Origin of the sequence: Bradyrhizobium sp. BEA-2-5 (assembly GCF_032918025.1) — a bacterium.
GTDB classification, from domain to species: Bacteria; Pseudomonadota; Alphaproteobacteria; order Rhizobiales; family Xanthobacteraceae; genus Bradyrhizobium; species Bradyrhizobium pachyrhizi.
The window spans coordinates 1,252,896-1,274,184 of record NZ_CP136629.1 but is presented as its reverse complement, the minus strand read 5'-3'; the positions used below and the strand labels follow the sequence as shown (position 1 = coordinate 1,274,184).

17 protein-coding genes and 2 pseudogenes are annotated in these 21,289 nt (G+C 65.7%); 11 read left to right on the top strand and 8 right to left on the bottom strand.

Annotation, left to right across the window (positions count from 1 at the left end; all coding sequences use genetic code 11):
* Positions 1 to 87 precede the first annotated feature (87 nt).
* Positions 88 to 882, top strand: coding sequence for an inositol monophosphatase family protein (locus tag RX327_RS05845; RefSeq protein WP_317249731.1), 795 nt, complete (start codon positions 88 to 90; stop codon positions 880 to 882).
* Between the two features lie 14 nt (positions 883 to 896).
* On the opposite strand, the gene RX327_RS05840 is transcribed toward RX327_RS05845, so the two are convergent.
* The 3 genes from RX327_RS05840 to RX327_RS05830 form a co-directional block, all read right to left on the bottom strand.
* Positions 897 to 2,048: an AAA family ATPase gene (locus RX327_RS05840; protein WP_050385259.1), complete on the bottom strand. Its 1,152-nt coding sequence runs from the start codon at positions 2,046 to 2,048 to the stop codon at positions 897 to 899.
* 107 nt (positions 2,049 to 2,155) lie between these two features.
* The gene (locus RX327_RS05835; protein ID WP_317249730.1) at positions 2,156 to 5,311 is read right to left on the bottom strand and encodes a multidrug efflux RND transporter permease subunit; all 3,156 of its coding nucleotides are present in this window, start codon (positions 5,309 to 5,311) and stop codon (positions 2,156 to 2,158) included.
* 6 nt (positions 5,312 to 5,317) lie between these two features.
* Complete coding sequence (locus RX327_RS05830; RefSeq protein ID WP_317249729.1) at positions 5,318 to 6,520, bottom strand: efflux RND transporter periplasmic adaptor subunit; 1,203 nt, start codon at positions 6,518 to 6,520, stop codon at positions 5,318 to 5,320.
* A 544-nt stretch (positions 6,521 to 7,064) separates the two neighbouring features.
* Here RX327_RS05830 and RX327_RS05825 point away from each other — a divergent pair.
* The 5 genes and pseudogenes from RX327_RS05825 to RX327_RS05805 all read left to right on the top strand — a co-directional run bounded on the left by RX327_RS05825 (position 7,065) and on the right by RX327_RS05805 (position 11,953).
* Entirely contained in the window at positions 7,065 to 8,051 is a 987-nt protein-coding gene (locus tag RX327_RS05825) for a flagellar motor protein MotA (RefSeq protein ID WP_317249728.1), read from the top strand.
* 27 nt (positions 8,052 to 8,078) lie between these two features.
* Positions 8,079 to 9,107 (top strand): peptidoglycan -binding protein, encoded by a 1,029-nt coding sequence (locus RX327_RS05820; protein WP_317249727.1) that lies wholly within the window; start codon positions 8,079 to 8,081, stop codon positions 9,105 to 9,107.
* A 467-nt stretch (positions 9,108 to 9,574) separates the two neighbouring features.
* Positions 9,575 to 10,435, top strand: a pseudogene (locus RX327_RS05815) (IS30 family transposase); the annotation flags it as partial.
* 190 nt (positions 10,436 to 10,625) lie between these two features.
* Positions 10,626 to 11,432, top strand: a pseudogene (locus RX327_RS05810) (LysR family transcriptional regulator); the annotation flags it as partial.
* 245 nt (positions 11,433 to 11,677) lie between these two features.
* On the top strand, positions 11,678 to 11,953 hold the full coding sequence (locus tag RX327_RS05805; RefSeq protein ID WP_028333521.1) for a hypothetical protein: 276 nt from the start codon (positions 11,678 to 11,680) through the stop codon (positions 11,951 to 11,953).
* A gap of 114 nt (positions 11,954 to 12,067) precedes the next feature.
* On the opposite strand, the gene RX327_RS05800 is transcribed toward RX327_RS05805, so the two are convergent.
* Entirely contained in the window at positions 12,068 to 12,388 is a 321-nt protein-coding gene (locus RX327_RS05800; RefSeq protein WP_050385612.1) for a PilZ domain-containing protein, read from the bottom strand.
* 321 nt (positions 12,389 to 12,709) lie between these two features.
* Between RX327_RS05800 and RX327_RS05795 the strand changes: the two genes are divergently transcribed.
* The 3 genes from RX327_RS05795 (at position 12,710) to RX327_RS05785 (ending at position 16,446) form a co-directional block, all read left to right on the top strand.
* The gene (locus tag RX327_RS05795; RefSeq protein WP_317249726.1) at positions 12,710 to 14,227 is read left to right on the top strand and encodes an AMP-binding protein; all 1,518 of its coding nucleotides are present in this window, start codon (positions 12,710 to 12,712) and stop codon (positions 14,225 to 14,227) included.
* Between the two features lie 145 nt (positions 14,228 to 14,372).
* On the top strand, positions 14,373 to 15,344 hold the full coding sequence (locus RX327_RS05790) for a S1C family serine protease (protein WP_317249725.1): 972 nt from the start codon (positions 14,373 to 14,375) through the stop codon (positions 15,342 to 15,344).
* Between the two features lie 19 nt (positions 15,345 to 15,363).
* Positions 15,364 to 16,446 carry a phospholipase gene (locus tag RX327_RS05785; RefSeq protein ID WP_317249724.1) on the top strand — a complete coding sequence of 361 codons (1,083 nt, stop codon included), beginning with the start codon at positions 15,364 to 15,366 and terminating at the stop codon, positions 16,444 to 16,446.
* Positions 16,447 to 16,563: 117 nt separating this feature from the next.
* On the opposite strand, the gene RX327_RS05780 is transcribed toward RX327_RS05785, so the two are convergent.
* A complete protein-coding gene (locus tag RX327_RS05780; RefSeq protein ID WP_050385616.1) occupies positions 16,564 to 17,463 on the bottom strand; it encodes an SDR family oxidoreductase in 900 nt (299 codons plus the stop codon).
* Between the two features lie 57 nt (positions 17,464 to 17,520).
* Positions 17,521 to 18,261, bottom strand: coding sequence for an SDR family oxidoreductase (locus tag RX327_RS05775; RefSeq protein WP_317249723.1), 741 nt, complete (start codon positions 18,259 to 18,261; stop codon positions 17,521 to 17,523).
* A 122-nt stretch (positions 18,262 to 18,383) separates the two neighbouring features.
* Between RX327_RS05775 and RX327_RS05770 the strand changes: the two genes are divergently transcribed.
* Together RX327_RS05770 and RX327_RS05765 are read left to right on the top strand one after the other, a co-directional pair.
* The gene (locus tag RX327_RS05770) at positions 18,384 to 19,271 is read left to right on the top strand and encodes a LysR family transcriptional regulator (protein ID WP_317249722.1); all 888 of its coding nucleotides are present in this window, start codon (positions 18,384 to 18,386) and stop codon (positions 19,269 to 19,271) included.
* A 63-nt stretch (positions 19,272 to 19,334) separates the two neighbouring features.
* Positions 19,335 to 19,541: a hypothetical protein gene (locus tag RX327_RS05765; RefSeq protein WP_016841536.1), complete on the top strand. Its 207-nt coding sequence runs from the start codon at positions 19,335 to 19,337 to the stop codon at positions 19,539 to 19,541.
* A gap of 192 nt (positions 19,542 to 19,733) precedes the next feature.
* Here RX327_RS05765 and RX327_RS05760 read toward each other — a convergent pair whose 3' ends face one another.
* On the bottom strand, positions 19,734 to 20,411 hold the full coding sequence (locus tag RX327_RS05760) for a DsbA family protein (RefSeq protein ID WP_317249721.1): 678 nt from the start codon (positions 20,409 to 20,411) through the stop codon (positions 19,734 to 19,736).
* Between the two features lie 36 nt (positions 20,412 to 20,447).
* Positions 20,448 to 21,185 carry a sulfite exporter TauE/SafE family protein gene (locus RX327_RS05755; protein WP_317249720.1) on the bottom strand — a complete coding sequence of 246 codons (738 nt, stop codon included), beginning with the start codon at positions 21,183 to 21,185 and terminating at the stop codon, positions 20,448 to 20,450.
* Positions 21,186 to 21,289: the final 104 nt, after the last annotated feature.

Sequence of the window (21,289 nt, the reverse complement as noted above, 5' to 3'; positions counted from 1 at the left end):
CGCGTTCCGCGCTCCTCAGGATGACGGGCAGGGTCTTGCTACGCTGCCCGATCGATTTCCAACGCTCGAAAGCCACCAGCTTCCATCATGCTCTATTCCGCTGTTATCAACGTCATGGTCAAGGCCGCGCGCCGCGCCGGCCGCAGCCTCAAGCGCGATCTCGGCGAGATCGAGCATCTCCAGGTCTCGCTGAAGGGGCCGGCGAATTTCGTCTCGCTCGCCGACAAGCGCGCCGAGGAGATCCTCTATCAGGACCTCGCCAAGGCAAGGCCCGGCTACGGCTTCATCGGCGAAGAGGGCGGCACCCGCGAAGGCACCGACAAGAGCCACACCTGGATCGTCGATCCGCTCGACGGCACCACCAATTTCCTGCACGGCATCCCGCAATTCGCGATCTCGATCGGCCTCGCGCGTGAGGGCACGATCATCGCCGGCGTGATCTACAACCCCGCCAATGACGAGCTCTACATCGCCGAGCGCGGCAAGGGCGCCTTCCTCAACGACCAGCGCCTGCGCGTGGCCGGCCGCCGCCAGCTCAACGAATGCGTTGTGGCCTGCGGCCTGCCCCATATCGGCCGCGGCGACCACGAGGAATTCCGCCGCGAGATGACCGCGATCCAGACCAAGGTCGCGGGCCTGCGCCGCTTCGGCGCCGCTTCGCTCGACCTCGCCTTCGTCGCCGCCGGCCGCCTCGACGGCTATTGGGAGCGCAACCTGCAATCCTGGGACATCGCCGCCGGCCAGCTGATGGTCCGCGAAGCCGGCGGCACCGTCTCGGGCATCCAGGGCAATGACGACCCGCTGCAGACCGGCCACGTGGTCTGCGGCAACGAGTTCGTGCACGGCGAGCTGATCAAGATCCTGAAGCCGCTCGGGCAGTAGCGCGACGGCGCGATCTATTCGTCGTCATCATCGTCATCGTCATCGTCATCCTGGTCGTCTTCCCGGTCACGAAATTCACCGCCAGCGGTCAGGCCCTCGATGGTGGTGGCGCCCTTCGCCTTGATCACCCGGCGGAGCGGCACCGAGCTCTCGCTGCGCAGTGCCTCCATCAGTTGTTCCGAATGGGTGACGATCCAGATGTCGGCGCGGCGCGACGCCTTGGCGATCAACCTCGCCAATGGCGCCAACAGCGATGGATGCAGGCTGGTCTCGGGCTCGTTCAGCGCGATGAACGGCGGCAGGCGATAGCCCATGAACACGGCGAGCAGGCAGATATATTTCAGCGTGCCGTCGGATAGTTCGTGCGCCTTGAACGGGCGCGGCATGTCCGCCTGCCGCAACTCGAATTCGCAGCGCCCGTTTGCTTCCCATGCCCGGAGCTCGGCACCGGGGAATGCATCCTCGATCGCATCCTGCAGGTCGGCCGCATCCTCCCTGATCGCGTAGAGCGTTGCCAAAACGGCAGCCAGGTCGCTGCCATCGGCGCTCAGCGACGGCGTCGTGATCGCGAGGCAGGGCTTGCGGATCGGCGACGCCGGATCGGTGCGGAAATCGTGATAGAAGCGCCAGCTCTGCAAGGCGTTCCTGATCAAGCCGACTTCGGGACATGTCTGGCCGTCGAGGAAATCGGCGAGCGCGGTTTCCGATGGCAACACCGCATTCTTGTGCTCGCTCCAGGCGCCGCTCTCGCCGCGGACGCTGACATGTGAATTCGTCCGCTCCATCATCAGGACTTTCCGCTTGCCATGGAACGCCTCGATGCGTTCGGACTTGATCATCGGCTCGCCGGGAAATGCCGCCTCGACCGGGCCCGGATGTCCGAGTTCGATCGCGTATTTGATGTTGTCGAATCTGGCCGCCAATCGCAGCCGCCCGTCCTCGCCGCGCTGGCGCATGCCTGACCAGCAGACCGAGTTCAATCCGCCCTCGTCGGCGATCGTGCGCGTGATCCGGCCGGTCGCCGCGTCGCGCAGCAGCGACAGCGACTTGTAGAGATTGGATTTGCCGACGCCGTTCTCGCCGACGAAGACCGACAGCGGTTGAATGGCCATCGAGAGCCGCCGGATCGAGCGATAGTTCGAGATCGCAATATCGCTCGGCCGCATCGCATGCTCTCAATCTCCGGGTTGCCTGACCGCTCCCCGTTCAATCCAGAGCTGCAATCTGGATTGACTATGCTGGAAAAGCAAGCCGGAGGCGCCGCCGACGGACATCAGTGGCCTCCCCTTGCCGGCGCAGGCGGGCCGTAGACTTCGGCATTCTCCGCGGCCTGCTCCCGGTCCCCGCCCAGCACGCGCTGCACCGAGACGAAGAACACCGGCACCATCAGGAGCGCCAGGATCACCACCGCGATCATGCCGCCCATCACGATGCTGCCCAGCGCCTGCTGGCTGGCGCCGCCGGCGCCATGCGCGATCGCCATCGGCAGCACGCCGCAGATGAAGGCGAGGCCGGTCATCAGGATCGGGCGGAAGCGCAGGCGGCAGGCCTCAATGGTGGCTTCCACCAGCGGCTTGCCTTCCTTCCGCAGATCCTTCGCGAACTCGATGATCAGGATCGCGTCCTTCGCGGCGAGGCCGATGATGGTGATCAGGCCGACGGTGAAGTAGACGTCGTTGGGCAGGCCGCGCAGCATGGCTGCGGCGACGGCGCCGACGATGCCGAGCGGCACGGTCAGCAGCACTGCGAGCGGAATGGTCCAGCTCTCGTACAGCGCGGCCAGACACAGGAACACCACGAATACCGAGAGCGCCAGCAGGAACGGCGCCTGCGAGCCCGACAGTTTTTCCTGGAGCGATTGTCCGGTCCATTCATAGCCGAAGCCGCGCGGCAATCTGTCGGCAAGCCGCTCCATCTCGGCGATCGCATCGCCCGAGGTGAAGCCGGGTTTCGCTTCGCCGGAGATGCGCACCGCCGGATAATAGTTGAAGCCGGCGATCTGCGTCGGACCGCGTGCCCATTCCACCGTGGTAAAGGACGAGAACGGCACCAGCTGGCCGCGGCTGTTCTTGACGTTGTAGTTGAGGATGTCCTCGGTCCGCATGCGGTCGCGGGCGTCGGCCTGCACCACGACGCGCTGCATGCGGCCGCGGTTCGGGAAGTCGTTGATGTAGTTCGAGCCGAGATTGGTCGAGATCGTGTTGTTGATGTCCTCGAAGGTGACGCCGAAGGCGCCGGCCTTCTCGCGGTCGATCACGAGATTGACCACGCCCGCCTCGGGCAGGCCTTCGATATACACCTTCTGAAGCACTGCGCTGGCATTGGCCTCCGCGATCAGGCGATCGGATGCGGCGATCAGCGCCGAATAACCCTTCTGGCCGCGGTCCTGAAGGCGGAACGAGAAACCGGAGGAGTTGCCGAGGTTGTCGATCGGCGGCGGCTGCAGCGCCGCGATCTTGGCATCGCGGATCGATGAGAGGTCGCGGTTGATGTCGTTGACGATCGCCGCGGCGGAATCCTTGGGCCCGCGCTCCGACCAGTCCTTCAAGGTGATGAAGGCCTGCGCGGTGTTCATGCCCTGGCCGGAGAAGCTGAAGCCCGTGAGGAAGGTGACATTCTCGATGCCGGCGCGGTCCTTGAGATATTTTTCGACCTTCTCGATCACGGCCTCGGTGCGGGCGTAGGACGAATCCGACGGCGTCTGCACGTCGGTGGTGACGAAGCCCTGGTCGTCGACGGGCAGGAAGCCGCCGGGCAGGCGCACGAAGCCGTAGGCGACGCCGAGGAACAGCACGAGGTAGATCAGCATCAGGCGGCCAGTGCGCTTCAGCGAACCCTGCACGGTGCGGGTATAGCCCGCGCGGCTGGTGTCGAGCACGCGGTTGAACCAGCCGAACACGCCCTTGCTGGCATGGCCGTGGCCCTTCTTGACCGGCTTGAGCAGGGTCGCACACAGCGCCGGCGTCAATGACAGCGCGAGGAAGGCGGAGAAGCCGATCGCGGCGACCATGGTGACGGAGAACTGGCGGTAGATGATGCCGACCGAGCCCGGGAAGAACGCCATCGGCACGAACACTGCCATCAGCACCAGGGTGATGCCGATGATGGCGCCGGTGATCTGCGACATCGCCTTGCGCGTCGCCTCCTTCGGCGGCAGGCCTTCCTCGGCCATGATGCGCTCGACGTTCTCGACCACGACGATGGCGTCGTCGACGAGGATGCCGACCGCGAGCACCATGCCGAACATCGAGAGCATGTTGATGGAGTAGCCGGCGAGCAGCAGCGTGGAACAGGCGCCCAAGAGCGCCACCGGCACCACGATGGTCGGAATGATGGTGTAGCGGATGTTCTGCAGGAACAGGAACATCACGACGAACACCAGCACCACGGCTTCCACCAGGGTCGTCAGCACCTTCTTGATCGAGGCCTCGACCACGGGCGTGATGTTGTAGGGGATCTCGTAGGTGATGTTGGCCGGGAAGAAGCGCGACAGCTCCTTCATCTTCGCTTCGACCGCGCTCGCGGTCGCCAGCGCATTGCCGGTCGGCGACATCAGCACCGACAGACCCGCGGTCGGCTTGCCGTTGAGGCGCGTGTTGAACTGGTAGCTGAGCCCGCCGACCTCGACGCGCGCGACATCGCGCAGGCGCACGGTCGAGCCGTCGGCATTGGCGCGCAGGATGATGGCGCCGAATTCGTCCGGCGAGGAGAGCTGACCCTTGACCAGCACCAGCGCGGAAATCTTCTGCGTATCGGTGCTCGGCTCGGCGCCGATGCTGCCGGACGCCACCTGCGCGTTCTGCGCGGCGATGGCCTTGTTGACGTCGTCGGCGGTCAGTCCGTAGCCGACGAGCTTAGCCGGATCGACCCAGACGCGAAGCGAGCGCTCGGTCGAGTACAGCGTGGCGCGACCGACGCCGGGGATGCGGCGGACCTCGCCCAGCACGTTGCGGATCATGAAGTCGCCGAGCCCGACCTCGTCGAGGCTGCCGTCGGTCGAGCTCAGCGTGATGATCTGGAGCACCGCGCTGGAGGCTTCCTCGATCAGGATGCCCTGCTGCATCACCGCACGCGGCAGACGCGCCTCGACGCGCTTGATGCGGTTCTGCACCTCCACCGAGGCGTCGTTGGTATCGGTGCCCGGCTGGAAATTGGCGATGATCTCGACCTGGCCGAGCGAGTCGCTGGTCGATTCGAAGTTGAGGATGCCGGAGGCGCCGTTGAGCTCTTCCTCGATCAGCCGCGTGACGCTGTTGTAGAGATTTTCCGGCGAGGCTCCGGGATAGCTGGTCGAGATCGAGATCGACGGCGGCGCGATGATCGGATATTGCGCGATCGGCAGCAGCGGCACCGCAATCGCGCCGATCAGGCAGATGAATAGCGCAACCACCCAGGCGAAGATCGGCCTGTCGATGAAGAAGCTCGGCATGTCGGATCACCGCACCGCGTGCGCGGTCTGGTGCGAATCCGTCGGTGCTGCAGCTGCGTCGACCTCGCGCCAGGCTTGCGGCCGGACCTTGTCGCCGGCCGCGAACTTCTGGAAGCCTTCGACCACGACCTTGTCACCGGCCTTCAGACCCTCCGTGACGAACCAGAGTCCGTCCTGCACCGAGCCCGTGCGCACCGACTGTACCGCGACGTGGTTGTCGTCCTTGACGACGAACACCTCGCTGCCGCCGCCGCCATTGCGCTGGACGGCCTGCTGCGGCACCGCAATCGCGTCGGAATCGAGACCCTGGTCGATGCGGACCCGGACATACATGCCCGGCAGCAGTTCGCGCTTCGGGTTGGGGAACTCGCCGCGCAACGTCACCTGCCCGGTGTGGGCGTCGACCTTGGCATCGGAGAACAACAGCTTGCCCGGCAGCGGGTAGATCGAGCCGTCGTCGAGCACGAGGCGCACCTTCATCGCGTCGGGCGCGATGCGATCGAGGTCGCCGGTCTCGAAGGCACGGCGGAGCTGATTGAGCTCGGTCACCGACTGGGTGAAATCGGCATAGATCGGATCGAGCTGCTGGATGGTGGCGAGATTGGTCTCGTTCTGCACGGCGAGCGCGCCCTCACTGACCAGCGCCGCACCGATGGTGCCGTCGATCGGCGCACGAATGGTTGCGTAATCCAGGTTGAGCTTGGCGCGGGCAACATCGGCCTCGCGGCCCTGAACGTCGGCTTCGGCTCCCTTCAGCGTCGCGATCGCCTTTTCATTCTCGGCTTCCGGCGCGGCGCGCTGGCTGGTCAGGGTGGCGATACGGCGAGCTTGCAGCGCGGCCTGCTCGAGCACGGCCTTGGCGCGCGCCAGCGCCGCCTCGGTCGACTGCAATTCGACCTCGAACGGGCGCGGATCGATGCGGTAGAGCGGATCGCCCGCCTTCACCTCGCTGCCCTGGCGGAACAGACGCTCGACCACGTTGCCGGAGACCCGGGGCCGCACGTCGGAGACACGCGTCGGTGCGATGCGGCCCGGCAGTTCGCGCACCACGGCGCGCGGCTGCGGCCTCACGGTGACGACACTGACGTCCGGCTCGGGTGCTTGTACGGCGGCGGTTGCGGTGTTCGGCTCGTCGCAGCCAGCAAGCATTGGCGCGAGGGCAGCCAGCATCAATGCAATGCATGCCGATTGCGCGCGAAGTCCAGACATTGAGATGATCGCCCCTGATAGGTTTGAAGAAACGAACAGCGATGTCACTGCGACACCGCTCGTTTTGCTGCGTGGAAAATAAAACCCGTTTGCTGCGACGCAAAGCGTTTGTCGGGCGGCTCATTGTCACACAAACCTATCACCCTGATTTTTCGGCATGTTTTATCGACTCACTGCATTGTGAGCAGGTTCCATCGCAAGCTGTGGGAATGCATTAAGGACTGCGTGCACGGGAATCCGGCCATTTTACCCTGCGCGGAATGCCGCACCTCGCGACACCGAGACAATCGGACCGAATCACCCTGCGTCGCGCTCGTCCCACCCAAGGATGCGTGCAAACCGACCTCATCTCGCGATCTGCGGGTGGGGTATGCAGCTCTGTGGATGGTGATGCGCCGACCGGTCGGAAAGCCGTGCAAAGCGGCAACGGCCCACGAGATTCCAACCCAAGGTCCTGTTTGCTGCCCCTGGAATCGGCTTTCCTCACTCCGCCGCTGTGCCATATTGCTCGCAGATGCGGCCTTCGCGAACGGATGACCCGGCAATGCCTCCTTCCCGCTCCGACATGGAGATCGAATTGAGCAAACTGTCCTCGCCCAGCGTCTTCCTGGTGCGGATGCTGGTCTTCCTGGTGCTGTGCACGCTGGTTGGCGTGGTGCTCTACAAGCAGATCATCCAGGCTTTCTTCGCCAATCCCGGGCTCAATGCCCTGATCGGGGCGGTGCTGTTCATCGGCATCGTGCTGGCCTTCCGCCAGGTCATCCGGCTCTATCCTGAGGTCTCCTGGGTCAACAATTTCCGCATCGCCGACCCCGGCCTGGCGCCGGCCCGGCACCCGAAGCTGCTGGCGCCGATGGCGGCGATCCTCGGCGGCGAGCGCTCCGGGCGGATGACCATCACCCAGACCACGATGCGGCATTTGCTCGATTCCATCGCGACTCGCCTCGACGAGGCCCGCGACATCTCGCGCTACATGACCGGCCTCCTTGTCTTCCTCGGCCTGCTCGGCACCTTCTGGGGCCTGATCGAGACGGTCGGCTCGGTCGGCAAGGTGATCGACGGGCTCAAGGTCGGCGGCGACGCCGGCTCGCTGTTCGACACGCTCAAGGAGGGCCTCGCCGCCCCGCTCGGCGGCATGGGGATCTCGTTCTCCAGCTCGCTGTTCGGCCTCGCCGGCTCCCTGATCCTCGGCTTCCTCGACCTGCAATCGAGCCAGGCGCAGAACCGCTTCTACACGGACCTCGAAGACTGGCTCGCCACCACCGTGCGCGGCATTTCCGGCGATGAAGCCGGCGTCTCCGGCGACATGCAGGGCGCGATCGACCGGCTCCGCACCGCGCTGGAGGAAGGCAGCGCCAGCCGCGGCACAACGGCGGCGATGGCGAGCCTTGCCGAGGCGATCCAGGCGCTGGTCTCGCACATGCGCACCGAGCAGCAGATGATCCGCGAATGGGCCGACGGCCAGGGCGAGCAGAACCGCGAGATCCAGCGGCTGCTCGAACGCCTCGCCCGCCAACCCGAGAAGAGCTAGCCGGGGAGCAAGCCCAAGGAGAGACCCATGGCCCTCGCCCGCTCCCGCCGCAGCGAAGGCGCCTTCAACTACTGGCCCGGCTTCGTCGACGCGCTGTCGACGCTGGTGCTGTCGATCGTGTTCCTGCTGTCGGTGTTTCTGGTCGTACAGTTCTTCCTGTCGCAGGAGGTCACCGGCAAGGACAAGGCGCTGGAGCAGCTCAACGCCAAGATCGCCCAGCTCAACGAGCTCCTGTCGCTGGAAAAGCTCGGCAAGCTCAGCCTCGACGACCAGGTCTCGCAGCTGCGCGCCGGGCTCGCTTCCGCGGAAGGCGAGCGCGACCGCATCAAGGGGCTCTATGAGGGACTCGCGAGTTCCGGCAGCGACGCGCAGGGCCGCGCCAACGAACTCGGCAAGGCGCTGGACTCGGAGAAGGCTGTCTCGGCGCGGGCCCTGGCGCAGATCGAGGTGCTGAACCAGCAGATCAGCGCGCTGCGCCGGCAATTGGCCGCCCTGGAAGAGGCGCTGGATGCCAGCGAGAAGCGCGACAAGGAATCGCAAAATCGAATTGCCGATCTCGGTCAGCGCCTCAATGTCGCCCTGGCGCAGCGCGTGCAGGAATTGTCGCGCTACCGCTCCGAATTCTTCGGCCGCCTGCGCGCCATCCTCGGCAACCGGCCCGACATCCGCATCGTCGGCGACCGCTTCGTGTTCCAGTCCGAAGTGTTCTTCGATACCGGCCAGGCGACGCTGCTGCCCGAGGGCCGCGCCGAGCTCGACACGCTGGCGACTGCGCTGATCGAGCTCGACAAGAAGATCCCGACCGAGATCCCCTGGGTGCTGCGCGTCGACGGCCATACCGATGTGCGTCCGGTCAACGGCCCGAACTTCAAGTCGAACTGGGACCTGTCCGCGGCCCGCTCGATCTCGGTGGTGCAATATCTGATCTCGCTCGGCGTGCCCGCCCAGCGCCTCGTCGCGGCCGGCTTCGGCGAATTCCAGCCGCTCGATCCCGCCAACACCGAGGAGGCCTACAAGCGCAACCGCCGCATCGAGCTGAAGCTGACGGAAAAATGACCCGCATGTCGGCGTGGAACGCGACGCTCCGTCATGGCCAGGCTTATCCCGGCGAGACGACAGGCTGAAGTCGCGCCGCACATACCGCCGTCGTCCCGGCGCAGGCCGGGACCGATACGCCGCGGCGGGTGTTGTAGGTGGGACTCGTCGTTGCAACCGCACTTGACAATTCGCATCGGTGGTTATGGGTCCCGGCCTGCGCCGGGACGACGATGAGGATGGTTCTCGATTCATCGTCTCACACCACGCGGTGTCATCACCCGCGCATGCGGAGGCGGCGAGCCGAGCGATTACAGTGCGGATGCCACACACACGATCGTCGTTCTGGCGAAAGCCGGGACCCATAGCCACCGCAATTGATTGGGAACGGGATCGCGGCCTCAGCGTCGCGCAACAATTGAGATTTGGGGTAATGGGTCCCCTGAGTTCGCAAACGAAGTGCAACACTTCCTTGAGGAGGTGTTGCCATGGGGCGGACTTACAAGCAGCTCTCTCTGGACGACCGATGCGAGATTGCCTGCCTATCGGCCAATGGCAGCTCGGTCCGGCAAATCGCGGCAGCTCTGGATCGCTCGCCATCAACGGTCTCTCGGGAACTGAGGCGCAATCGGGGGAGCCAGGTCGGCTACAAGCCAAACTATGCCCAGCACCAGATGCGAGCGCGGCGCTGGACGGGCGGACGCCTCGAACGGGAGCCCGGCCTGCGCCGCGCGGTGTTGGAACGCCTTCGCCGGGGCTGGTCGCCCGAGCAGGTCGCCGGCCGGCTGGCCCGCGAGTCCGGGCGCAAGGTGATCTCGCACGAGACCATCTACCGCTTCATCTATGCCCAACTCAGGCGCACCACGGATTTCAACTGGCGGCGCTATCTGCCGCGCGCCAAGAGCAAGCGCGGCCGCCGCGGCAAGAGGGGCGGCAGCCCCGCAAGCTTCATCGAAGGCCGTGTTTCCTTGGCAAATCGGCCGATCGAAGTGGCCGACCGCAGCGTGCCCGGACACTGGGAGGCCGACCTGATGATGTTCTCGAAATACGGTCAGGCCGTGCTGACCGTGCACGAGCGCACCTCGCGTCTGCTGCTCGGCATCCGCCTTGCCAGCAAGGTCGCGCGCGGTGTCGCCCGCCATCTCGTGGGCTTCTTCGCGACCCTGCCACAGGAGCTGCGCCAGACCGTGACCTTCGACAACGGCACCGAGTTCGCCGGTCACCTGGCGCTGCACCGCCTCTCGATCGAGACCTTCTTCTGCGATCCCCACGCCCCCTGGCAGAAGGGCGGCATCGAGAACGCTATCGGCAGGATGCGCCGCTTTATTCCCCGCAAGACCGATCTCGTAACCCTCTCGACCGCCAGATTCCGCCAGTTCATCGCCGCCTACAACAACACCCCGCGCAAATGCCTTGACTACCGCACGCCTGCCGAGGCCTTTGCTCAAGTGTTGCACTTCGAATGTGAATCTACCTCCTGGCTTTCGCCAGGACGACGGCGAGTGTGTTGCATAGCCTACATCCACATCGTCGTCCCGGGTGTCGCAATCGGCGCTCAGCCACACCATGCGCGCGCTGGAGGAACGGCTCGGCGTACGGCTTTTGACCCGCACCACGCGCAGCGTCGCGCCGACCGCCGCCGGCGAACGGCTGCTGCAAGGCATCGGCCCGCGCTTCGAGGAGATCGAAGCCGAGCTGTCAGCGCTGAGCGCGCTGCGCGAGAAGCCCGCCGGCACCATCCGCATCAACGCCGGCGAGCACGCCGCCGAGACCATCCTGTGGCCGGCGCTGGCGGAGTTTTTGCCGCGCTATCCCGACATCAAGGTGGACTTGACCGTCGATAACGGTCTCGCGAACATCGTCGCGGAGCGATTTGACGCCGGCGTTCGCCTCGGCGAGCAGTTCGCGAAAGACATGATCGCGGTGCGGATCGGGCCGGATTTCCGCATGGTCGTGGTCGGTGCTCCCTCCTATTTCAAGCGGCGGGAGCGCCCGAGACGACCGCAGGACCTGACCCAGCATGCCTGCATCAACATCCGCCTGCCGACCCATGGCGGCATCTATGCCTGGGAGTTCGAGCGGCGCGGCCGCCCGCTCAAGGTCCGCGTCGACGGGCAATTGGTGTTCAACAGCACCCCATTACGCATCAAGGCAGCGCTGGCCGGGCTGGGACTCGCCTATATCGCCGAGGATCAGGTGCGCGCGCAACTCGCCAAGGGACAGTTGATCCAGGTGCTCGACGACTGGTGCACGCCGTTTCCGGGCTATCACCTCTATTATCCGAGCCGCCGGCAATCCTCGCCGGCGTTTGCATTGCTGGTCGACGCGTTGCGCTACCGCGGCTGATCGCAAGCGGCGGTGTACCGGGTGAGGCCGAAAGCGGCCTCGCGCAAGGCTATCGCAGCGCGGCTCCGTGATCATCGTCGCGGTTGACCACACGGATATTTGCTTCGTCCTGGCGAGGCGTCCGGGAACGCATCAAATGCGGCGGACGTTATGCTGGTATCGCAATCTCGCGGGCTTGGCGGATCTCGTGTCCGTCGCGGCTGTGCCTCTCGCCGCAGCCTCACCGCGCCATCTCGGACCAGCGCATGTTCAAGACCAAATTTGCCATCGTCGTCGCCGCCGGCCTCGTCCTCGCACCGGCCCAGCTTCTCGCGCAGAACACCGGCGGCACCCCGCTGCCGCCCAGGCCGGGCGACCGCGCCGCGCCGTCGAACGGCGTCGGCGGCACCGCGCTCCCGACCCAGTCCGGCCAGCGCGTCGCACCGTCTTCCGGCACCGGCGGCGGCAGCGCCGCACCCGCGCTACCGGGAGGTCCGACGGGCACCACCGGCAATGCCGACAACAACCCGCAGCGGCGATGACGTGAACCACGCTTGCGTGGGAAATTCCGACGTGAGCAATTGAACGCGCGGCCGAAGCGATCGGCGATGGCCTACGCCGAACGTCCATTCGCACATCGATTGATGAATTCTGCGCTAGGTCGCGCCGGCCGGCTCTGCGGCCGGTTCAACCGGCTCGGCTTCGGCCGTCACGAATTTGAGTCCGTAGGTCTTGCCGCGACGCCAGACCACCTCGCAAGGATAGCGCTTGGCGTGATCGGCGAGCAGCGTCAGCGCGAGGTGGTCCTTCACCTCGAACTCGACCTCGGTGGTGATCTTGGCGCCGCCCGGCGAGATGTCGACCACGGCGCATTCGCTCTCGGTCGCGCCGTCATCGACCGTGATCCAGGCCGCACGATTGTTGAGCTGGCGCCGCGGCTCGCGACTGACCTTGATCCGTGCTCCACTGCTCGCCATCGTCGCCGTCCTTGAAGCCATTGGTCATTGAAAGACATTGCAGACCGCGCGCGTCGATCGACGCGCGCGGCACAGAACCGCAACGGCCACAATGCCGGCCCCCCGTAAAGCCCGGCTTAGCGCGATCGCTTGAACTTTACCGGAATCTTGACGGGGCTTTTAGCGAACAGGGATTCTGCAATTCCACCAGCGGGATACCGGCCGCCTCGGCAGCCATCGGCTTGACACGGAGACCGCACTGTTGGTGAAGTGGCGGCCGTGGCCTTGGCCACATCCCTGCAACAAGAGCGCTTCAAGCCGCCTTTTCGACGGAAACGACCCATGCTGATCCCCCTCGCCGACGTGCCGCGCTGGTATGCCGAACGCAAGCCCGCTGACGCGATCGCCATCAGTCATGGCGCGGATGCGCTGACCTGGCTCGAGCTCGAGCGCCGCGCCAATGCACGGGCGCGCGCCTTCGCGGCCAGGGGCGTCAAGCCCGGCGATTTCGTGGCGATCGGCTTGCCGAACGGCAACACGTTCTTCGAGACCTCCTTTGCGGTATGGAAGTGCGGGGCGACGCCGACCTCGCTGTCATGGCGGCTGCCGCGCGGCGAAGCCGCCGCGGTGCTCGACATTCTGAAGCCGGCGCTTGTGGTCGGCGGCGAGGCCGACTGGAATGCGCCGAATTCGCTGCCGGTGAATTTCGTGCCGGATGGATTCTCCGAGGCGCCGCTCGATGCCCCGGTCGCGCGCTACTGGAAGGCGATGACGAGCGGCGGCTCGACCGGGCGGCCGAAGGTGATCCTCGATCACAACCCCGCGGTGATCGAAACCACGGCCGAGGCGACGCTCGGTATTGCGCGCGACACCTCGCTGCTCAATCCAGGGCCGCTGTATCACAATGCGCCATTCATCCTCTCGCACTTTGCGCTGTTCGGGGGCGGAAGGGTCACCGGCATGGTGAAGTTCGATGCCGAGGAGACGCTGCGCCAGATCGAACGCGAGCGCGTGCAATGGGTCAATTTCGTGCCGACCATGATGCACCGGATCTGGGCGCTGCCGGAGAACGTGCGCGACGCCTACGATGTGTCGAGCCTGCAGACGGTCTTCCACATGGCCGCGCCGATGCCGCCCTGGCTGAAGGAGAACTGGATCGCCTGGCTCGGGCCCGAGCGGATCTGGGAGCTCTATGGCGGCACCGAGCGCCAGGGCGCCTGCATCATCTCCGGCACGGAATGGCTGACGCACAAGGGCTCGGTCGGCAAGATCGGCGACATGGCGAAGCTTCGCATCATCGGCGAGGACGGCAACGACGTCGCGCCCGGCGAGACGGGCGAAATCTATTTCCTGCCCAATGATGGCGCCGGCTCGACCTATCACTATCTCGGCGCAACGCCGAAGCGGCTGCCGGACGGCTGGGAATCGCTCGGTGATATCGGCCGGCTGGATGCGGAAGGCTATCTCTATCTCGGCGACCGCCTCGCCGACATGGTCTTGCGCGGCGGCGCCAACATCTATCCGGCCGAGGTCGAGGCCGCGGTCTCTGCCTGCCCCGGGGTGCGCTCCTGCGTCGTGGTGGGCTTGCCCGATCCGGAATTGGGCCAGCGCGTGCATGCCATCATCGAGCTCGCCGACAGCGCCGATGCGCAAGCGATCGCCGACGGCATGGGCGATTTCCTGAAAGACCGGCTCAGCCGCTACAAGCACCCCGAAAGCTTCGAGTTCGTCGGCGCTCCGCCGCGCGATGATTCCGGTAAAGTCCGCCGCACGCTGTTGCGCGACGAGCGCGCGGCGTGGATGAAGGACAACCGCGCCTTCCGCATCATGCCGGCGCGTGCGGCGGCGAAAGCCGAATAGGTTCATTTCGTCTTGCGAGGGGCAGGTCTGCACGCCACATGAGCTGTGCAGGCGGCCCTGCAAGGTATATCATTCCATCTTCCCTGCCGGCAGAACCTCGGTCTACGTTGAGGTTCCAGCGCCCTGCACGCCAGGAGATCCTTTGATGCCCTCCGTGACCGAATGGAAAGTGCCCGCGGCCTTTCAGCCTCGTCCTGAAGATTACCGCTACGATCTCGATCGCGCGCTGATGAGTGTGGTCGGGCTGCATTCGATCATTCCGCCGGACGCCTTCAGCGCCGAGACGCTGGGCACCGAACGCGCCGGCAACGGCGTCGTGATCGACGACGGGCTGGTGCTCACGATAGGTTATCTCATCACTGAGGCAGAGACGGTCTGGCTGCACCGCGCCGACGGACGCGTGGTGGAGGGTCATGCGCTCGGCTTCGATTCCGAGACCGGGTTCGGGCTGGTGCAGGCGCTCGGCCAGCTCGACGTCGCGCCGCTGCCGCTCGGCTCGTCGGCGGCAACCCAGGTCGGCGACAATGTGGTGGTCGGCGGCGCCGGCGGGCGCACGCGTTCGGTCGCAAGCCAAATCGTGGCCAAGCAGGAGTTCGCCGGCTACTGGGAGTATCTGCTGGATGAGGCCATCTTCACCTGTCCCGCACATCCGAACTGGGGCGGCACCGGGCTGATCAACAATGCCGGCGAGCTGATCGGCATCGGCTCGCTGCAGCTCGAACGCGAGCGCTCGGGCCACGCCGAGCATGTCAACATGATCGTGCCGATCGATCTGCTCAATCCGGTGCTGGACGACCTGCGCAAGTTCGGCCGGGTCGACAAGCCGGCGCGGCCGTGGCTCGGCATGTACACGACCGAGATCGACAACCGCCTCGTGGTGGTCGGTGTCGCCAGCAAGGGACCCGCGGCGCGCGCCGAGCTGAAGACCGGCGACGTGATTCTCGCGGTCGACGGCGACAAGGTGACGAGCCAGACCGGCTTCTACCGCAAGTTCTGGTCGCTCGGCGCGGCCGGCGTGGACGTGCCGCTGACCGTCTATCACGAGGGCGTCACCTTCGACGTCACGCTGACCTCGATCGACCGCATGAAGCTGTTGAAGGCGCCGCGGCTGCATTAATACAGAAGAGGCAGCGGGGATGAGCGAGGCGGTGGTTGACGACATCGTGGCCGTGTTGCCGCCGCTGCTGCAGACGCTGGAATCGCTGTCCTTTGTCGCGCGCAACCTCAATCCGCCGGACTTCGATCGCGTGATGCAGATCGCGGGCGAGCCCGAAGAGGCCTTGCAGGCGGTGCGGCCGCGGCTTGCCGACTGGCCGGAGAAATTCGCGCACATCAAGACCGCGCTTGAAGCTGCGATCGAACCGGCGCTCGCCGGCTACGCAGGGCTGCGCGCCGTGCAGAACGGCGAAGGCGATCTGGTCAGCGTGTTCCGCGCGCTGCGCTATCTGCCGCGGGCGCAGGAGGCGCTGTATCCCTTGACCGAGCTGCCGCCGGTCAGCGGCTTCTTCATCGCGCCCGATCTGCGCGAGGACGCCGAGCTGCAGGCGAAGCTTGCGGCGAAACCCAACGTCGACACCGGCATCTTCCACGAGCGCAACGAGCCGGGCAGCCGCGGCGGCTTCTCGATGTACGTGCCGGAGTATTACACGCCGGATCGCGCCTGGCCGCTGGTGATGGCGCTGCATGGCGGCAGCGGCAACGGGCGCGGCTTTCTGTGGAGCTGGCTGCGCGACGCGCGCAGTCTCGGCGCGGTCCTGGTGGCGCCGACCGCGACCGGCCCGACCTGGGCTCTGATGGGCGACGATACCGACACGCCGAACCTCATGCGCATCCTCGAGACGGTGCGCGGCCGCTGGAGCATCGACGCCTCGCGCATGCTTCTGACCGGCATGAGCGACGGCGGCACCTTCTGCTACGTCACCGGGCTCGACGGCGCCTCGCCGTTCACTCATCTCGCGCCTGTTGCGGCGACCTTTCATCCGCTGATGGCGGAAATGGCGGACGCAGAGCGGCTGCGCGGCCTGCCGGTCTTCATCACTCACGGCAAGCTCGACTGGATGTTTCCGGTGCAGACCGCACGGCAGACGCAGGCGGCGCTCTCCACCGCCGGCGCCAATGTCACCTACCGCGAGATCGACGACCTCAGCCACACCTATCCGCGCGAGATCAATGCGGAGATTTTTCGGTGGTTGAACGGCGAGCGGGCCGACAGCGCCTGAGGGATCGTATCCCGTCATTGCGAGCGAAGCGAAGCAATCCATTGTCACCGAACACGCGGCGGAAGGATTGCTTCGTCGCTGTCGCTCCTCGCAATGACGTTGCGGGAGAGCGTCGGATTACCCGTTCACTCGCGGCTTGAGCAGGTCGGAGAAGCCGACCCGGTGCAGCATCTCGTTGCGGACGCGGTCGATCACGCCGAATGCGACTTCGGCGCCATCTTGCGTCGGATCGATGTGGACGCGGAACGGCCGCTTGCCGAACGGCGTGTCGACGACTTTGACGATCGCGTCCGCGACCAGCGAGGCGTCGGCATCCTCGGGCACGATCGCCGCGAACGCCTTCATGATCTCCTCGCCGAAGCCGGCATAGGGACCGGCCTCATATTCGGCGACGCGCGCTTCGTCCGCGGGACGGCCGGAATGCGCAAAGTGGTTGGTGCCGCCGGTGAAGGCGCCGGGCACGATGATCGAGGTCTCGATGCCCCAGCGCGTAAGCTCCCGGGCATAGATCACCGCCATCGCATCCATGCCGGCCTTGGCCGCGAAATACGGCGCGAGATAGGGCGGCGTGCCGCCGGCCGAAGAGCTGCTCGACACCCAGACCACGAGTCCCCTGCCCTGTTTGCGCAGTTGCGGCAGCGCCGCGCGATTGACGCGTTGGGTCGATAGCACGTTGACGTCGTAGAGCTCGGCAAGCTGCTCGGGCGTGAAGGCCTCCGCCGGGCCGAACACCATGTGGCCGGCATTGTGCATCACGACGTCGAGGCGGCCTTCCTCGGCGACGATCTGCGCAATCGCCGCATCGACCGACGCCTGCGAGCCGACATTGAGCTCGAGCGAGCGCAGGTCGACCTTGTTGTCGCGCGCGAACTCCTCGATATCGGCGACCGCGGCGGCATTGCGGCCGGTGGTGTGGCGCATCGAGGCGTAGACGATGTGGCCGGCCTTGGCGAGCGCGTTGGCGGTGAGGCGGCCGAAGCCGCTCGAAGCGCCGGTGATGACGATGACCTGTTTCATGACACATATCCTTTTGAAGTCGAGTTGAACGGGAGTTGGGTTGAAGGTGCGAGGGCGTCAGACCAGGCCGCCATTGACGCGCAGCGTCTGGCCGTTGATCCAGGAGCCGTCGGGGCCGGCGAGGAAGGCCACGGCATTGGCGATGTCATCGGGCGTGCCGAGCCGCTCCAGCGGCACCATCTTGGCGAAGCGGTCGATCAATTCGTCCGACTTGCCGTGCAGGAACAGGTCGGTCGCGGTCGGCCCGGGCGCGACCGCGTTCACCGTGATGCCGCGGCCGCGCAATTCCTTGGACAGGATCGCACTCAACAACTCGATCGCGGCCTTGGTCGCGACATAGATGCCGTAGGTCTCGAGCCTGGTGCCGACGACGCTGGTCGAGAAGTTGACGATGCGTCCGCCGTTGCGCAGCCGGCGCGCCGCCTCGCGCATGGTGTTGAAGCTGCCCTTCAGGTTGACCGCGACCTGCTGGTCGAACGCGGCGTCGTCGCTGTCGGCGATCTTGCCGAGCTTCATGATGCCGGCATTGTTGACCAGCACGTCGACGCCGCCGAACGCCGCCTCCGCCGCGTCGAACATGCCGCGCACCGCGTTGGCATCGCTGACATCGGCCTTCGCGGTCAGTGCCCGGCCGCCGGCGGCCTCGATCCTGTCGGCCACCGCCTGGGCCGGCTTGGCGTCGCCGGAGTAGTTGATGACGACGGTGAAGCCGTCCCTGGCGAGACGTTCGGCGACCGCCGCGCCGATCCCGCGCGAGGCGCCCGTCACCAGAGCTACCTTGTTGGTTTGGTTGGTCATTTTCAGTCTCCCATCAGATTGTGCGGCCGTGCCGCGTTCGATGGGAGGACACTATGCCTTGGCACTCACCGGATAATCATGCATCTTCCGGCATCACTATTCGTGGTATTCGGATAATGGCAATGGACCGCTTCGACGCGATGCGCGTGTTCTCCCGGGTGGTCGAGCGGCGCAGCTTTTCGCTCGCCGCCGACGATCTGGGGCTGCCGCGCTCGACGGTGACGGACGCGGTAAAGGGACTGGAGGCGCGGCTCGGCGTGCGGCTGCTCGAGCGCACCACGCGCACGGTGCGCCCGACGCTCGATGGCGAGGCGCACCACCGCCGCTGCCTGTCGCTGATCGCGGACCTCGAAGACGCCGAGGGCGCGTTCGGCGGCGCGCGGCCGAAGGGGCTACTGCGGCTCGAGGTGCAAGGCACGCTCGCGCGGCACTTCCTGCTGCCGAACCTGCCGGGCTTCCTCGCCGAATATCCCGACATCGAGATCAACATGAGCGAGAGCGACCGCTGGGTCGATCTGATCCGCGAAGGCGTCGACTGCGTGCTGCGCTTCGGCAAGCTGCCCGACAGCGACATGATCGCGCGGCAGGTCACGATGCTCGAGCGGTTGACCTGCGCGACGCCGGATTATCTTGCGCGCTTCGGCACGCCGGTCGATCCGTTCGCGCTCGATGGTCATCGCATGATCGGCATCCGCTCGCTGACGACCGGACGCCTGCGGCCGATGGAGTTCGTGATCGACGGCGCGCTGAAGCAGTTTCCGCTGCCGGCGCCGATGTCGGTGACCGGCCCCGAGAGTTATCTGGCGAGCGCCAAACTCGGCCTCGGCCTCGTGCAGGTGCCGCGCTTCCATGCCGAAACCGATCTGGCAAACGGAACGCTGGTCGCGGTGCTGCAGCAATGTCCGCCGCCCTCGGTGCCGGTAAACCTGCTCTATCCGCGCAACCGTCAGCTTTCGCCGCGCGTGCGCGTGTTCATCGACTACGTGATGCGGGCGTTCGCGCGCAGTTGATCGATCGCCGGAACCACAGCGAGCCCGGCGACGTTATGCTTCCGACACCGGAGGGATTAAGCGATGCGGACCTTTTTCGGCATGATTTTGGGCGCGCTGCTGCTGATATGTGGCGTTTATGTCTATGACTCGATGCGGACATCGAGCGTCGCGAATGGCGAGGTGGCGCAGGACACGCGCACCATCGTCAATTGGGACGTCGCAGCGCATGACTGGAACCTGCTGAAGACGCGCACCCGCGAGCAGTGGGACAAGATCGCGGCGAAGTAACGATTCCTTTCAAGCCGACACAATCATATCCGCAAAACCCGTCATGCCCGGCCTTGTGCCGGGCATCCACGTTCTTTGCCGCCTCGAGCAGAAAGACGTGGATGGCCGGGACAAGCCCGGCCATGACGAAAATCAACGAGACGAGCACTTCGCACGGACCCGTCAGCGCTCCTCAACAGAAGGCGCCAAAGGCTAATTCTGCTCGGTCTTGCGGCCCATCTTGGCCTTGCGGGCGTCGGCGATGACCTGCTCGAACTCGGCCATGCTGAGCACGCCGGGCACACGGTACTTGCCGACGATGAATGACGGCGTACCACTGAAACCGAAAGCTTCAGCCTGCTCGTTGTTGCGCGAAAGGATCGCGTCGATCGCCTTGGCGTTGGCGTCGTGATCCTTCTTCAGGCGGTCCATGTCTAGGCCGGCGCCCGAGAGCAACTCGGCGATGCGCGGCTCGGTGATGCGCGAATTGACCGAGATCATCGCCTCATGTGCGACGTCGAACTTGTTCTGGAATTTCGCCGCCAGCGCAGTCCGCGCCGCCGTGACCGACACCGGCCCGAGGATCGGCCAGTCCTTCATCACCAGCCGCACCTTGCCATCGTCCTGGACGACCTGGCGCAGCTCGGGTTCGAGCTTGCGGCAATACGGGCAATTGTAGTCGGACCATTCGACGATCGTGATGTCGCCCTTGGGGTTGCCGATCACCGGAATATCCGGATCGCGCAGCACCTGCTCCTCGGTCAGGACATTGTCATCCTCGGCGCGCGCGGCGCCCGTGGCCATGAGCGCAATGCCGGCACCGATCAGGCCGAGCGCGCCGCGGCGGGTGGCACCGGCGTTGATCACGGGCGATTTCGTCAGTTGGTTCATGGCTGGCTTTCGCAAGAGCTCTTCGCCCTTCTACGTTCAGGACACATTGATGTTACGCAGCAGCATATAGATCGCCACCACGATAATCACAGTCGCAAACACGATATTAAGCGCGCCGCGCCGTTCCGACAGGTGCCGGGCGCTGCGTGTGCCCAAAAGGCCGCCCGCGATGCCGCCGGCGACGAATAGCCCCGCCAAGCCCCACGACACCAGCCCGGACCACGCATAGCTCAGGGCCGTGGTCATGCCGAAGGCGGTGACGGCAACCAGCGAGGAACTCACCGCGTTCATGATCGGCATCCCGGTCGCCAGCATCAGCGCCGGGACGATCAGGAAGCCGCCGCCGATCCCGAAGAAACCGGACAAGGCTCCCGTGGCGAGCCCGAGGCCGATGATCGCGGGCATGTTGGACATCGAGATCTTGACGTCGGTCAGCCCGACCCGCGCGCGATTCTTCAGCATCAGGCCCGCGATGGCCAGCATCACCAGCGAGAACAGCGCGAGCAGCTTCTGCCCCTCCAGCATCTTGCCGAGGATAGAGCCGCCGAACGCGCCCAGCATGCCCGACAGCGCGAACACCAGCGCGCAGGACCAGATCACGGTGCCGCCGCGGGCGTGGTTGGAGAGATTGACCGCCGCGTTGGCGGCGACCGCGATCGCCGAGGTGCCGATCGCGACATGCGGCTCCGGCACGCCGACCACATAGACCATCAGCGGCACGGCAAGGATCGAGCCGCCGCCGCCGACCAGGCCCAGCGAAAAACCGACCAGCATGCCCGATGCCAGTCCAAGCACGCTTTGAGTTGCGGAGAAGACCAAGGGGGAACAGACTCGCGTTTGAGGCGGCGACCCTAGAAGGATTTGCTGCTCAACGCCAT

Excerpts from the sequence above, each read along its gene's own strand:
- RX327_RS05845 (WP_317249731.1), top strand. The coding sequence starts at position 88 with ATGCTCTATTCCGCTGTTATCAACGTCATGGTCAAGGCCGCGCGCCGC.
- RX327_RS05840 (WP_050385259.1), bottom strand. The coding sequence starts at position 2,048 with ATGCGGCCGAGCGATATTGCGATCTCGAACTATCGCTCGATCCGGCGG.
- RX327_RS05835 (WP_317249730.1), bottom strand. The coding sequence starts at position 5,311 with ATGCCGAGCTTCTTCATCGACAGGCCGATCTTCGCCTGGGTGGTTGCG.
- RX327_RS05830 (WP_317249729.1), bottom strand. The coding sequence starts at position 6,520 with ATGTCTGGACTTCGCGCGCAATCGGCATGCATTGCATTGATGCTGGCT.
- RX327_RS05825 (WP_317249728.1), top strand. The coding sequence starts at position 7,065 with ATGCCTCCTTCCCGCTCCGACATGGAGATCGAATTGAGCAAACTGTCC.
- RX327_RS05820 (WP_317249727.1), top strand. The coding sequence starts at position 8,079 with ATGGCCCTCGCCCGCTCCCGCCGCAGCGAAGGCGCCTTCAACTACTGG.
- RX327_RS05805 (WP_028333521.1), top strand. The coding sequence starts at position 11,678 with ATGTTCAAGACCAAATTTGCCATCGTCGTCGCCGCCGGCCTCGTCCTC.
- RX327_RS05800 (WP_050385612.1), bottom strand. The coding sequence starts at position 12,388 with ATGGCGAGCAGTGGAGCACGGATCAAGGTCAGTCGCGAGCCGCGGCGC.
- RX327_RS05795 (WP_317249726.1), top strand. The coding sequence starts at position 12,710 with ATGCTGATCCCCCTCGCCGACGTGCCGCGCTGGTATGCCGAACGCAAG.
- RX327_RS05790 (WP_317249725.1), top strand. The coding sequence starts at position 14,373 with ATGCCCTCCGTGACCGAATGGAAAGTGCCCGCGGCCTTTCAGCCTCGT.
- RX327_RS05785 (WP_317249724.1), top strand. The coding sequence starts at position 15,364 with ATGAGCGAGGCGGTGGTTGACGACATCGTGGCCGTGTTGCCGCCGCTG.
- RX327_RS05780 (WP_050385616.1), bottom strand. The coding sequence starts at position 17,463 with ATGAAACAGGTCATCGTCATCACCGGCGCTTCGAGCGGCTTCGGCCGC.
- RX327_RS05775 (WP_317249723.1), bottom strand. The coding sequence starts at position 18,261 with ATGACCAACCAAACCAACAAGGTAGCTCTGGTGACGGGCGCCTCGCGC.
- RX327_RS05770 (WP_317249722.1), top strand. The coding sequence starts at position 18,384 with ATGGACCGCTTCGACGCGATGCGCGTGTTCTCCCGGGTGGTCGAGCGG.
- RX327_RS05765 (WP_016841536.1), top strand. The coding sequence starts at position 19,335 with ATGCGGACCTTTTTCGGCATGATTTTGGGCGCGCTGCTGCTGATATGT.
- RX327_RS05760 (WP_317249721.1), bottom strand. The coding sequence starts at position 20,411 with ATGAACCAACTGACGAAATCGCCCGTGATCAACGCCGGTGCCACCCGC.
- RX327_RS05755 (WP_317249720.1), bottom strand. The coding sequence starts at position 21,185 with ATGCTGGTCGGTTTTTCGCTGGGCCTGGTCGGCGGCGGCGGCTCGATC.